Genomic DNA, 14,323 nt, shown 5'->3' on the forward strand with positions numbered 1-14,323 from the left:
GTAGGAGGCCGTGCGGTGGCCCTGCGCCCGAAGCTTGTCCACTCTGTAGTCATCGCGTTGGCACTGGGCGCGCTCGGCGTACCGACGCCGGCGGGCGCGGCCCCCGCGGCGCGTGCGGCCGACGGCCGGGTCTCGTTGCGCGACGGCATCCCGGCCGCGCAGCGCCCCGCGGCGACCATCGGCACCAGGACCGGTCCGGCCGCCGCGCTCGTCGGCGAGAAGCCGCAGCGCCCGAAGCTGGATCCGGAGGCGACCGAAGCGGTACGTGCCGACGGCAAGGTCGGCGTGGTCATCCGGCTGCGCGACCAGGTGAACCTGTCGGACGTGGCCAGCCGGACCCGCAACACCACCGACCAACGGGTCCGCGGCGCGACCGTGGTCACCGCGCTGAAGGACAAGGCCGCCCGGACGCAGGGCGGAGTGCGCCAGCTGCTCGCCGCGGCCGGCGCCACCAGGGTGCGCCCTTTCTGGGTCTTCAACGGCGTCTCGGCGACGGTGTCCGCCGGCGCGTTGGACCGGCTCGCCGCCAGCCCGGACGTCGAGAGCATCAGCCTGGACGAGCGGTACACGCTGCCCGACACGACCGCCGGTGAGCCGCGGCTGCCGACCTGGGGCCTGGAGAAGGTGCGGGCCACCGACGTGTGGGCCGACTACGGTTTCACCGGCAGGGGCGTCGTCGTCGGCATCATGGACGGCGGGGTCGACGTCGGGCACCCGGCGCTGGCCGGCTCCTACCGGGGGCGCGACGGCGACCACGCGCACAGTTGGTTCAACGCCACCGGCGACAATTATCCGACGCCGGGGGACGGCAGTGGGCACGGCACGCACGTGGCCGGCACGATCGTCGGCGCGCCGCCGGGCAAGGTGACAGGCGTGGCCCCGGGCGCCGAGTGGATCGCCGCCAAGATCTTCAACGACGCGGGGCAGGCGACGTCGAGCGGCATCCACGCCTCCTTCGAGTGGATGCTCGCCCCCGGCGGCGACCCGGCCAAGGCGCCGGACGTGGTGAACAACTCGTGGGGCGCGGACGACGCCTACCGCACCGACTTCTGGGAGGACGTCAACGCCTGGGTGGCGGCCGGCATCTTCCCGAACTTCGCGGCCGGTAACAACGGGCCCGGCCCGATGACCGTCGGCTCGCCCGGGAGCTTCCCGCAGTCGTTCGCGGTCGGCGCGACCGACGTCAACGACCGCATCGCCTCGTTCAGCAGCCGCGGCTCACCGACCTGGGACGGTGTCCAGCTCCAGAAGCCGCAGGTGAGCGCGCCCGGCAAGGACATCTACTCCACCTGGCCCCGGGCGCTGGACCCGGACGGGTACCACACCATCAGCGGCACCAGCATGGCGACGCCGCATGTCACAGGCGTCATCGCGCTGCTGCTGCAGGCCAAGCCGGACCTCTCCGTCGATGCCGTCCGTGAGCTGCTGACCTCCACCGCGCGTACCGAGCCGCACATGGGCAAACTGCCCGACAGCAACTACGGCGCCGGCATCGTCGACGCCCGCGCGGCCATCGAGTCGGCCCGGTACAGCGGGACCGTCAGCGGCACCGTACGCGGCCCGGAAGGCCCGCTGGCCGCCACCGTCAGCATCCCCGAACTCGGCCTCAGCACCACCGCCGACCGGGCGACCGGCTCCTACGAGCTGCGGGTCAAGGCCGGCACCTGGACCGTGCGCTTCGCCGCCTACGGCTCGGTGCCGCAGGAGAAGCGGGTCACCGTGGTCGTCGACGGCACCCACGGCCTGGACGTCACGCTCGCCGCGGCCGCCGTGCACACCGTCTCCGGCACGGTACGGGCGGTCGGCGGCGCACCGCTGGCCGACGTCGAGGTCAGGATCGGCGGGACGCCACTGGCACCGGTCCACACCGGCCCGGACGGGAAGTACACGGTGTCGGTCGCGGCCGGGACCTATCCGGTCTCGGCGCAGCTCACCGGGTACGCCCGGCGGTCGGTGGAGCAGCCCGTCACCCGGGACACCACAGTCGACTTCACCCTGGCCGCGCTGGACGTGGACTCGACACCGGGCTGGCGCGAATACCAGAACAACCCGCGGCGCAGCGGCCACTCGGCCGACCCGGTGCGACCGGAGGCGCTCACCGCACGGTGGCAGGTCGACGTGCCGGGTGGCCAGGCGGTGTTCAGCTCGCCGATCGTCGCGGACGACCGGGTCTACCTGATCACCGAGGACGGGCAGATGCACGCCCGCGCCCTCGGCGACGGCGCCGAACTGTGGCGGTTCAGCGGCGGAGACCTGATGCGGGGCACCCCGGCGGTGGCCGGCGGCAAGGTCTACCTCGGCGGCGGGAACGACCAGGTGTTCTACGCCCTGGACGCGGCGACCGGAACGCCGGTGTGGACGTATCCGACAGGTGACAACCTGAACTACACCACGCCGACAGTGGTCGGCGACACGGTCTACTTCGGCACCGGCTGGGGCGAGGGCGACGGCGGTTGGGTGTACGCACTCGACGCCGGCACCGGCGCGCTGCGCTGGCGGTCGTTCATCGGCAGCCAGATCTACTTCGCCCCGGCGGTCGCCGCCGGTACCGTCTTCGCGGCGAGCTACGACGCCCGCCGGCTGGTGGCACTGGACGCCGCCACCGGCGCGCAGAAGTGGGCGCTGGCCCGCACCGCCGACTCGTTCGCCGCGATGCCGACGTACGCCGACGGCACCGTCTACGTGGGCACCGCCAACTTCGACACCGGGGCGGGCAGTCTGCTCGCCGTCGACGCGGCCAGCGGCGCGCTGCGCTGGGAGGCCGCCGGGCACGGTGACGCCTCCGGCAGCGCCCCGAACGTCCACGACGGCCTGGTTATCGCCGGCTCGCACGCGAACGCCTGGGTCGCGGCGTACGACCGCGGCACCGGTGCCCGGCGTTGGGTGACGCCGGCCGGCTCGGCGGTGAGCAACGCGATGGCGGTGGCGGACGGTGTGGTGTTCGGTGGATCGCAGCTGGACCGCCGGGCGTGGGCGCTGGACGCGTACACCGGGGCGTTGCGGTGGGAGGTGACGCTGGGTGAGAGCGTGCTCGCCGCACCCGCGTTCGCCGACGGAAGGCTTGTGGTCGCCGCCCGCAACGGACAGCTCACCATGTTCGAGTCACCGGCGACCGTCAGCGGGAAGATCACCGGAGTCGGCGGGGCGCCGCTGTCCGCCGCCGTCCGGGTCGTGCAGACCGGCGAGACGGTCCGGACCGATCCGGCCACCGGCGCGTACACCCTGCGGCACCGTGCGGGCAGTTGGCGGCTGGAGATCTCGGCGTACGGCCACCGCACCGCCAGCCGCGACGTGTCCGCCCGCCCGGGGCGGACCCGCACCGTCGACGTGAACCTCGAACCGGTCGCGGCCGGCTCGCTGTCCGGCGTGGTCACCGACGGGGCGGACAGGCCGCTGGCCGGGGCGACCGTCGCGCTGACCGGCACCCCGTTGCCCAGCACCGTCACCGACAGCGCCGGACGGTACACGTTCGCCGAGGTGGCGGCCGGCACCCACGAGCTGCGGGGGACGCGCGACGGGTACGCGCCGTACCAGAAACCGGTGACGGTCGCCGAAGGTGAGGACTCGGTCCGGGACCTCACCCTCCAGCGCTACCAGATCGCGGTGACCGGGGACTACGAGGGCACGTTGACGAAGCTGCTCACCTCGAAGGGGCACCGGGTCGAGGCGACCACGATCGCCGCGATCGCCGACCGGCCGGGCGACTACCCGGTGGTGGTGGCCAACGGCGCGGTGGACGACCCGGGCGCGGAGGTGTTCAAACGGTTCCTGACCAATGCGGACGCCGCGGGCACCAGCGTGGTCTTCCTGGACACCTGGGGCAACAACTACGGCTCGTTGTCGCACCTGTCCCGCTACACCGGCGACCCGCCGACCGTCGGCACCGGTGACGTCGACGGGGAGGTCAGCGTCATCGCCCGGGCCGGCCACCCGCTCACCAGGGGGCTGCCGATCGGGGTACGGACCCCGCTGATCACCACGGACCGCGAGTACGCCTGGTTCTCCGGTTACCGGGGTCACTCGGTCGCCGACCTGTACGTCGGCGCGACCGAGGTGACCGGCTCCACCATCGGCTACCAGCCGCGTACCCCGGGCAGCGCGCACGTGCTGCTCTCCGCCGGTGCGGTGAGCCCGTGGACCGGGCCGGGCAACGGCTGGCAGCCGGCCGCCTACACGGTGCTCGACAACGCGATCGCCTACGCGCTGGCGGCCAGCTACGGGACGGCGACCGGCCGGATCACCGAGGCGGACGGCGCGGCGGTGGCCGCCACGGTGAGCGTGGTGGAGACCGGGGACCGGGTCGCCGCCGGCGGGGACGGCAGCTACTCGGTGCTGCTGCCCGCGGGCACCTACACCCTGCGGGTGGAGGCGGTCGGCTTCACCACCCGCGAGGCCCGGGTCACGGTCGCCGACCAGGGCAGCACCACCACCGACCTGACCCTGCTCTCCTCGGGGCTGGGCACGATCACCGGTGTGGTGCGCAGCGGCGGCGAGCCGGTCGCCGGGGCCGCCGTCACGATGCTCGGCCTCGACCGGTCGGCCACCACCGCCGCCGACGGCCGGTTCACCTTCTCCGAGGTGCCCGGCGGCACCTACCGGCTGCGCACGACCGCGGCCGGCTACGTCACCAGCACGGTGACCAGCACGGTCACCGACGCCCGGGTGACCACCACGGACGTGGAACTGGCCCGGGCCCTGCGGGTCGCGGTGGTCGGGGACAGCCGGGACGTGGTGGACAACGAGTTGACCGCGCTCCTGAAGGCCAACGAGGTGGCGGCCACGGCGACCGGCTGGGAGGCGCTGGACCAGCTCGACCGCTACGACGTGGTGGTGTTCAACACCCCGACCAACCCGGGCCGGCCCGCGTTCCTCGCCGCCCTCGACAAGTTGGACGCTGCCGGCGTGTCCGGCATCTTCATCGAGCACGCGCTGAGCGGCAACAACGGCGGCGGGGCCGGCCTGCTCCGCGCCCATCTGGGCAACCCGACCGGCCGGGACACCACGTCCAACGCCGGAGACCCACAGCTGACGCCTGTCGACCCGGCGCACCCCCTGTTCGCCGGGGTGGGCAACCCGGCGAAGATCCTCGTCACCGATTCGTGGGCGGGCTACTACACCGGACACACCGGGTTCAAGCTCGCCGACTTCGGCACCAGCGGCAGCGGCGTGCTCGGCGGGGGCGCGTCCTTCGAGCCGCGCACCGCGACCAGCCTCCGGCTGCTGCTGTCCGGGCTGTCGGCCAGCAGCTTCGCCAGCCCGTCCGACGGGTGGAGCGCCGACGGCAAGCGGGTGTTCCTCAACGCCGTGAAGTGGGCCGCCTCGCCGGGGCTGGGCGGCTACGAGGCCCGGGTCACCGGCGCCGACGGCGAGGCGGCCGGGCTCAGCGCCCGGATCGTGGAAACCGACACCCCGGCCCAGGTCATCGGGAACGGCCGGCTCTCCGTCGCGCACCCGGCCGGCACCTACACCCTTGAGGTCAAGGCGTTCGGCTACCGGGTACACACCCAGCGGGTGACGTTCGCCGCCGGCCAGGTCGAGAACGCCGAGATCGCCCTCACCCCCGGCGCGGTCGGCACGGTCACCGGCCTGGTCACCGACCGGGCCACCGGCGCTCCGCTGCCAGGCGCCCGGGTCGAGGTGGACGGTGCGCCACGGGCCGCGACCACCGGCCCGGACGGCCGGTTCGTCCTGCCGATCGTGACCGCCGGGCGGTACTCGGTGCGGGTGACCGCCGCCGGTCACCTCCGCCAGGTCTTCCCGGACGTGGTGGTGAACGAGGGCGCCAGTACCGCGCTGGCCCTCGCGCTGCTGCCCACGGCCAGGGTCGCCGTGCTCGGCGACTTCGAGGGCCGGGCGAAGGCGCACCTTGTCGAGTGGGGCTACCAGGCGGAGGACCTGACCTGGGCCGACGTGTCCAAGGTCGGCGACTACGACCTGGTGCTGGCCAATCTGCCGGCGAGCACGGGCACGGACCCGGGGGCCGCCGGCTGGCGCGCGTTCACCGACGCGGTGGTCCGGGCCGACGTGCCTGTCGTCTGGCTGGACCAGTCCGGCCGGGGTGCGCTCAAATACCTGACCGCGTACGAGGGTGACCCGCGGGTGCGGGCCGACGACCGGCTCGACGGCCCGGTCCAGGCGAAGATCCTGGTCGACCATCCGCTGACCGCGGGCTTCCCGGCCGGCTCGACCGCCGCGCTGACCAGGGACGATGCCGAGTACGCCTACTACTCCGAGTTCTCCGGCGTGACGGTGGCCAACCTGGTCACCGGCGCCCAGGGCGAACGCGGCGGGACCATCGGCTACCGAGGCCGGTCCGCCGGCTCGGTGGACGTGCTGCTGTCCACCATGTCGATAAGCACCTACGGCTATCCGGCGCGGGCCGACCAGCCGGCCCGCAACTGGACCCCGCAGACCGAGCTGCTGTTCCACAACGCCCTGCGGTACGCCCTGGACGCACCGCCGCTGGCCGCGACCGTGCGGGGCACGGTCCGCACCGGCGGGACCGGTGAGCCGATCGCGGCCACCGTCACACTGGTCGAGACCGGCGCGGCGGTCACCGCCCGGGCCGACGGCAGCTACGCGCTGCCGGTGCAGCCGGGCACCTGGACCGTTCGGGTGAGCACATTCGGTCACCAGAGCGTCGAGCGCCGGGTGACCGTGGCCGCCGGTGACACCCCGACGATCGACGTCACCCTGCCGGTCGCCCCGAACGGCACCGTCGGGGGCACGGTGCGGACCGCCGGGGGCGCGGCGGTCGCCGGTGCCACGGTGACCGTCGTGGGCACCCCGCTCACCGCGACCACCGACGCCGACGGCACCTACCGGATCGCCGGCGTGCCGATCGGCGAGCACACCCTGCTGGTCCGGGCCGCCGGGTACGCCCTGGCCCGACCGGCCGTGACGGTGCGGGCGGGGGAGTCCACCGTGGCCGACGTACGGCTTGAGGTGTCCCGGGTGCTGGCCGTGGCCGGTGACTCGAACGGTGGCGAGGTCACCACGCTGCTGACCGGGAACGGCTACCAGGTGCGGAAGTGGAACTGGGCCGACATCCACCTGCACATCCCCGAGCTGGGTCAGGTCGAGGCGGTGGTGCTCAACGGCAGTGGCGCCGCGCCAACCGCGGCCGAGCTGAACGCCTTCCTCGCCGCCGCGGCGGAGGCGCAGGTGTCAGTGATCATGACCGGACAGTGGGGCTCCGGCGCGATCCGGGCGGCGCGCACCGCCCGCAACGACCCCAGCGGGATCAGCGACGGCTTCACCGAGGACGGGATGGCGATCACCTACACCCCGTCCGCGCCGCACCCCGTCTTCGCCGGGTTCGAGACCGGCAAGCCGATCCCGCTGATGCGCAACCCGCAGGGCAACGGCCAACAGTGGCAGCACTTCAGCGGCTACTCGGGCGAGACCATCGCCAGCATCGGTGAGGAGGACACCGGGGCGCTCGGCGGCGGGGTGGGGGTCAAGTTCACCTCCACGTCGAGCGTGGAGGTCCTGCTCGAAGGGCTGGCCTCGGGTTCCTACGGCCGCCCGGACGACAGGTGGACACCGGAGGCCGTCCGGATCTACCTCAACGCGGTCGCCTGGGCGCTGGACGCCCGGCAGGGCCGGATCACCGGCACGGTGACCGGTGCGGGCGCCCCGCTGGCCGGGGCCGAGGTGCGGGTGGTGGAAACCGGGGCGACGGTGCGGACCGCCGCGGACGGCACGTTCCAGGTCGCGCTCGTGGACGGGACGTACACGGTGCAGGTCAGCGCGGTCGGCTTCGCCACCCGGAGCAGCACGGTGACGGTGCGGGCCGGTGAGACGGCCACGCTGCCGGTGGACCTGGTGCCCGTACCGCGGGGGAGCGTCTCCGGCACGGTCACCAGCACGGACGGTACGGCGCTCGCCGGGGCGCGGGTGACGGTGACCGGGCCGGTGGCCGGTGCGGCGACCACGGACGCCGAGGGCCGTTACACAGTCGACCGCCTGGTGCCCGGCGACTACCGGGTGGTCGTGGCGGCGGATCGTCATCTCCAGGGTTCGGCCACCGTCGCGGTGGTGGCCGACCGGGTCGCCGCGGCGCCGGTGACGCTGAAGCGGATCGACGTCGCCGTGCTCGGTGACGTCCGGAAGGCGCTCACCGGGTTCCTGGTCGGCGAGGGAGTCGGCGCCGAGTCGGCGGACTGGTCCGGGGTGCTGGCGCGCCTGCGTGAGTACCGGGTGGTCGTGGTCAACGGTGGCGACCCGAGCGAGCAGGAGTTCGACGCGCTCGTCGAGGCCGCCGACGCCGCCGAGGTGAGCCTGGTGTTCACAGGTGCGTGGGGCGCCGGAAACGGCGGCATCCGGCTGCTGGAGCGGTACGGCGATGGCACGGTCACCGTCGGCGGCCAGGGCTACCGGAACGGCCCGGTGGGGCTCGTGGACGTCGACCGGGCGCACCCGGTGTTCGCCGGGATCACCGACCCGGCCGCGATCGTGGCCCCCGACGGGTACTGGAGCGACATCGCCAGCTACTCCGGCACGTACCTGGCGAGGCTGTCGGTCGGCACCGGGAGCGACGCCGGCAGGGGCGTCGCGGTGGCCTACGAGTTCCGCACCCCCCGCAGCATGCACCTGCTGGTCAGCATCGGCGGGGTGACCGACCTGATGGGTCCCGGCCACGGCTGGACCGCCGAGACCGAACGGCTGATGCGCAACGCGGTCGGCTGGGCCGGGGACGCGGTCCAGGCGGCACCCGCACGGCCGGTGCTCGCAGCCCCGGCGCCGAAGGTGTCGACGGAGAAGGTCACCCTCACCGGGACGGCCGAGTTCCGGTCCACGGTCGCGATCCACCGGGACGGTGTGCCGGTGGCGACGGTGACCCCGGGCCGGGACGGGCGCTACCAGGTCGAGGTGGCGCTGCGCCCCGGCGCCAACCGCTTCACCGCGGTGGCCGCCAACCTCGCGGGCGCTTCGGCGCCGTCGCCTGTGGTGAAGGTGGTCCGCTACACCGGCCGGTTCACCTTCGCCGGCCTGTCCGGCAACGGGACGACGGTGGCCGCTGTCGAGGTACGCGACGACACCGCGTCGCCGGCCCGGGTGGACGACGCAGTGGTCATGGTGCTGCGCGACGCCGCCGGAGCGGTGGCCGGCGAGCAGCGGATGACCTGGGATCCATCGGAACGGCGGTACCGGGCGGCGTTCAAGAAGCTGCCGAAGGGCGACTACCGGGTCGAGGTCCGGGCCACCGCCGACGGCTGGCCGATCCCGTTGGACGGAGGGCGGATCACCCGCGGGTGAGTCGGCCGTCGGCGGTGGGAGGGGGTGTCAGCAGGCCACGGCGACGCCCCGGGCGCGCAGGAACGGCGCCGGGTCGACCTGGTTCCACATCTGGCCCTGGTGCACCTCGAAGTGCAGGTGCGGGCCGGTGGAATCGCCTGTGGAGCCTTCCAGGCCGATGGTCCGGCCGGCGGTGACCTTGTCGCCCACACCCACCCTGGTGGTGCTCAGGTGGGCGTAGTGCGTGAGGTAGCCGTTGCCGTGGTTGACCACGACCGAGATGCCGTACCCGTCGCCGATGTCGCCGGCCTTCTCCACCGTGCCACCGAAGGCGGCGCGGACCGGGGTGCCGGCGGGCATGGCGAAGTCGATGCCGGCGTGCAGCACACCCCACCGGGGGCCGTAGCAGGACGTGATCGCCGCGCCCTTCATGGGAATCACCCAACTCGGTTTGGGCTTCGCGGTCTTCTTCGGCTTGGGCTTCGCGGTCTTCTTCGGCTTCGGGCTGGTGGCGCTCGGGCTTGGGCTCGGGGTGGGGCTGGCCGGGGTGGCAGACGGGGTGACCGGGCTGGCCGGCTCGCGTGCCGAGCGGTCGGCGCGGGCGGCGTCGTCGACGCGTGCCTGCATGCCGAGGTCGACCGCGGCCGGTGTGGGGGTGGAGCGGTCGGTGGTGGCGACGACGCCGCCGATGCCGAGGGCGAGCACGGCCACCGCGCCGGTGACCAGGTATGCGGTGCGCCGGGCGCGGCGGGGGCGCCGGTGCCGGGCGGGGGCGTTGTCCGGGGTGGGGCTGTTGTGCTGCACGGGATCCTTCACCAGTTCGAGGGGCGCGTGACCTGGAAATACTCATGTCGGCACGGCATCTGCCCGATGGCGGGTTCCGGCGTCGGTCGGCGGCGGGCGACGTGGCGCGCCCTGCTTTGCGCCGACTGGGCGGTTCGCCGGGGAAGATGATCACGGCTCGGTGTGGGGTCGCTCACACCCGCGGGTGTGACGTGGCAGACTTCCCCGCACGCGAAACCGCCCGGATCGAATGATCCGGGCGGTGAACGGGCGATACGGGGAGTCAGGAAGGGGCTACATCCCCGTAGAAAGACTCGTCTTCGAACTGGATGTCCACTCCGCGGTCCTTGAGCCACGCCACCGGGTCCTGCGGCTCGCCCTTGACATGGATCTCCAGGTGCAGGTGCGACCCGTAGGAGTGGCCGGTGTTTCCGACCAGGCCGAGCTGGTCACCGGCCTTGACCTCCTGGCCCTCCTTGACGGTCAGCGTGGAGGAGTGGCCGTAGATGGCCTCGGTGCCGTCAGAGTGCTTGACGATCACCGCGTAGCCGTAGCCGCCGAACCAGCCGGCCTTGGTCACCGTGCCGGCGTGGATCGCCTTGAAGGGCGTGCCCTCCGGCGCGACCAGGTCGATGCCGGTGTGCAGCTTGCCCCAGCGCATCCCGTAGGGGGACTTGAAGTCGTAGCCGTGCAGCGGGAGGAGCCAGAGGTCCTGCTCCGCGGTCTTGCCGTCGGACCGTTCGGACCGGGTCGAGCGATCCGCGCTGTCGGTGCGGTCCGCGGCGTCCTGGCTGGCGACCGAGGCCTGCCGGAGCTCGTCGAGGACCGACGGGTTGACGCTCTTGGCGTCGGGCAGGGCGTTCGCGCCGATGGCGACGATGCCGGCGCCGACGAAGGCGGTGGTGACCACCGCGGCGTAGCGGCTCCGCGGTGGGGTGGGTACGCGACGGCGGCCTCGATAGCGATCGGGCTCAGACGACAGGCGCTGGCGCACGCACACCCTCCGTTGTCGGGGATCCGATGCGACGTCGGACCGTTCGGTGAAGCTCGGTGAACCTCCGGCGTCGCGTCGTCACCCGTCCGTGGACTTGATGACAACCGTGGTCACGTTAGCCAACTGCCACTCCTGTCACAAGCCGAAGCGCCGAAGTGCTAACTCGTTATGTCCCTTTCCGTCCGAGCTTGTGGTATCTCGTGCCGCTGATCGGATGGGTAATCGACTGTCCATTCGTCGCGGACAGTGACCGATCGGCGGAGGTGTCCGGCTTTGGGTGCGGGCCGCCGGGCGGTAAGACACGGGCCGGCTTCCCGCCTCCCGCCCCCGCGGGTTACCGTTCGTTCAGTTCCGCAGTGTCGGTGCAGGTGAAAGGTGTGCGCAGATGAGCTCTCGTATCCGGGTCGTCGTCGCTAAGCCCGGCCTGGACGGCCATGACCGGGGCGCCAAGGTCGTCGCCCGTGCCCTGCGCGACGCGGGCATGGAGGTCATCTACACCGGGCTGCACCAGACGCCCGAGCAGATCGTGGAGACGGCCATCCAGGAGGACGCGGACGCGGTCGGCCTCTCCGTGCTCTCCGGCGCGCACATGACGCTGTTCAAGCGCGTGGTCGAACTGCTCGCCGAGCGGGACGCCACCGACATCGTGGTCTTCGGTGGCGGCATCATCCCCGAGGCCGACCTTCCGGAGCTGCAGCGGCTCGGCGTCGCGAAGATCTTCACGCCGGGCGCCACCACCGGGTCGATCGTCGAGTGGGTCCGGGAGAACATCCCCCAGCCGGTCGCCTGACGCCGGGCACGGGGGAGGGGCCGGACGCACCCCTCACACGCCCGGCCCCTCTATGCACGATGCCCCGCCGCCACCCCTCGACCGACAGGGCATCGGCCGCTCCCGCCGTCGCGCTTCGCAGCGCTCCGACATCACACTCAACGACGCCCCCGACCAGCGGTTACGCCCCCGCCGTCACATCTCCCGTACGGCTGACGCCGGGATCCGGCGACGGTGGCCGCGTCGTCCCGGGCGGCTGTGCATTACCGCACACCGCGCACCCGCTCGGTTGCCGCCCGTTCCCATCTCGTTAGGCTGCGGCAAACGGCCTGTCTCATCTGATGACAGGCGTCAAACTGATTTTCCAACGCTGGTGGCGGCGCGACGGCGCGCCGCGGAGACGGGACGGGACGCGCAATCGTGGACCTGTACGAGTACCAGGGGCGGGACCTGTTCGAGCGGCACGGCTTGCCCGTGCTCGCCGGCGGCGTCGCCACTACCCCGGAGGAGGCCCGCGCGATCGCCGAACGCCTCGGCGGTCGGGTGGTCGTCAAGGCGCAGGTGAAGGTCGGTGGCCGCGGCAAGGCCGGCGGCGTGAAGCTGGCCGAGGGCGCGGAGGAGACGGTGGCCCGCGCCACCGACATCCTCGGCATGGACATCAAGGGCCACACGGTCCACAAGGTCATGATCACGGTGACCGCGGACGTGGCCGAGGAGTACTACTTCTCCTACCTGCTCGACCGAGCGAACCGCACCTTCCTCTGCATCGCCAGCGTGGCCGGCGGCATGGACATCGAGCAGGTCGCGGCCGAGACCCCGGACCGGGTCGTCAAGGCCCCGATCGACGCCAACACCGGGGTGGACGAGGCGAAGGCGCGCGAGATCGTCGCCGCGGCCGCCTTCCCGGCCGAGGTGGCCGACCAGATCGTGGACGTCGCGGTGAAGCTGTGGCAGGCGTTCGTCGCCGAGGACGCCACGCTTGTCGAGGTGAACCCGCTGGCCACCACCAAGGACGGCAAGCTGCTGCTACTCGACGCCAAGATCACCCTGGACGAGAACGCCGCGTTCCGGCACCCGGACCACGGGGCCCTGGTCGACCAGGCGTCGGTGGACCCGCTGGAGCAGGCGGCCAAGGCCAAGGACCTCAACTACGTCAAGCTCGACGGCGAGGTCGGCATCATCGGCAACGGCGCGGGCCTGGTCATGTCCACGCTCGACGTGGTCGCGTACGCCGGTGAGCGGCACGGCGGCGTCAAGCCGGCCAACTTCCTCGACATCGGCGGCGGCGCGAGCGCCGAGGTGATGGCGAACGGGCTGGAGATCGTGCTCTCCGACCCGTCGGTGAAGAGCGTCTTCGTCAACGTCTTCGGCGGCATCACCGCGTGCGACGCGGTCGCCAACGGCATCGTGCAGGCGCTGGCGCTGCTGGAGCAGCGCGGCGAGAAGGCCACCAAGCCGCTCGTGGTCCGCCTCGACGGCAACAACGCCGAGGCCGGTCGGGCGATCCTCGACGGCGCGGCCAACCCGCTGATCCAGCGGGTGGACACCATGGACGGCGCGGCCGAGCGGGCCGCCGAGCTGGCAGCTGCGGGGGTCTGACAATGGCTATCTGGCTGACCAAGAACTCCAAGGTCATCGTGCAGGGGATGACCGGTTCCGAGGGTTCCAAGCACACCCGGCGGATGCTTGCCGCCGGCACCGACGTGGTCGGCGGCGTCAACCCGCGCAAGGCCGGCACCAGCGTCGACTTCGACGGCACCGAGCTGCCCGTCTTCGCCTCCGTCGCGGAGGCGATGAAGGCGACCGGGGCCGACGTCACGGTCATCTTCGTGCCGCCGCAGTTCACCAAGGCCGCCGTGGTCGAGGCGATCGACGCCGGCATCGACCTGGCCGTGGTGATCACCGAGGGCGTGCCGGTGCACGACACCGCCGCGTTCTGGGCGTACAACATCGCCCAGGGCGAGCGGACCCGGATCATCGGCCCGAACTGCCCGGGCATCGCCTCGCCGGGCGCGTCCAACGCCGGCATCATCCCGGCCGACATCACCGGCACCGGCCGGATCGGCCTGGTCAGCAAGAGCGGTACGCTGACCTACCAGATGATGTACGAGCTGCGGGACATCGGCTTCTCCACCTGCGTCGGCATCGGCGGTGACCCGATCATCGGCACCACCCACATCGACGCCCTGGCCGCGTTCGAGGCGGACCCGGAGACCGACGCGATCGTCATGATCGGTGAGATCGGTGGCGACGCCGAGGAGCGGGCCGCCGAGTTCATCAAGGCCAACGTGACCAAGCCGGTGGTCGGCTACATCGCCGGCTTCACCGCCCCGCCCGGCAAGACCATGGGTCACGCCGGCGCGATCATCTCCGGTTCGGCGGGCACCGCCGACGCCAAGAAGGCGGCGCTGGAGGCGGTCGGCGTCAAGGTCGGCAAGACGCCGACCGAGACCGCCAACCTGATGCGGGAGATCATGTCCGGCCGCTGAGCGGCCGCGCTGAACGCGCCGAGGGGGTCGACCGGAACCCGGTCGACC

General features: G+C 72.6%; 6 protein-coding genes. 4 read left to right on the top strand and 2 right to left on the bottom strand.

The genetic code is table 11. The features are described 5' to 3' along the window. Positions 1-15: 15 nt before the first annotated feature. Positions 16-9,261 (top strand): carboxypeptidase regulatory-like domain-containing protein, encoded by a 9,246-nt coding sequence (locus ACLQ2X_RS09460; RefSeq protein ID WP_425680585.1) that lies wholly within the window; start codon positions 16-18, stop codon positions 9,259-9,261. A 27-nt stretch (positions 9,262-9,288) separates the two neighbouring features. Here the strand turns inward: ACLQ2X_RS09460 and ACLQ2X_RS09465 are convergent, their stop codons facing one another. Then, positions 9,289-10,044: a M23 family metallopeptidase gene (locus ACLQ2X_RS09465; RefSeq protein ID WP_425680747.1), complete on the bottom strand. Its 756-nt coding sequence runs from the start codon at positions 10,042-10,044 to the stop codon at positions 9,289-9,291. Positions 10,045-10,306: 262 nt separating this feature from the next. Beyond that, positions 10,307-11,017 (bottom strand): M23 family metallopeptidase, encoded by a 711-nt coding sequence (locus ACLQ2X_RS09470; RefSeq protein ID WP_425680586.1) that lies wholly within the window; start codon positions 11,015-11,017, stop codon positions 10,307-10,309. 385 nt (positions 11,018-11,402) lie between these two features. Between ACLQ2X_RS09470 and ACLQ2X_RS09475 the strand changes: the two genes are divergently transcribed. From ACLQ2X_RS09475 to sucD, 3 genes are all read left to right on the top strand, one after another. Then, positions 11,403-11,807 carry a cobalamin B12-binding domain-containing protein gene (locus ACLQ2X_RS09475; RefSeq protein ID WP_425680587.1) on the top strand — a complete coding sequence of 135 codons (405 nt, stop codon included), beginning with the start codon at positions 11,403-11,405 and terminating at the stop codon, positions 11,805-11,807. 399 nt (positions 11,808-12,206) lie between these two features. Further along, positions 12,207-13,385, top strand: a complete 1,179-nt coding sequence (gene sucC, locus ACLQ2X_RS09480) for an ADP-forming succinate--CoA ligase subunit beta (protein ID WP_425680588.1) — start codon at positions 12,207-12,209, stop codon at positions 13,383-13,385. Positions 13,386-13,387: 2 nt separating this feature from the next. Continuing rightward, a complete protein-coding gene (gene sucD, locus ACLQ2X_RS09485) occupies positions 13,388-14,275 on the top strand; it encodes a succinate--CoA ligase subunit alpha (protein ID WP_425680589.1) in 888 nt (295 codons plus the stop codon). Positions 14,276-14,323: the final 48 nt, after the last annotated feature.

It is taken from the genome of Micromonospora sp. DT31 (assembly GCF_049841795.1).
Lineage (GTDB): Bacteria > Actinomycetota > Actinomycetes > Mycobacteriales > Micromonosporaceae > Micromonospora.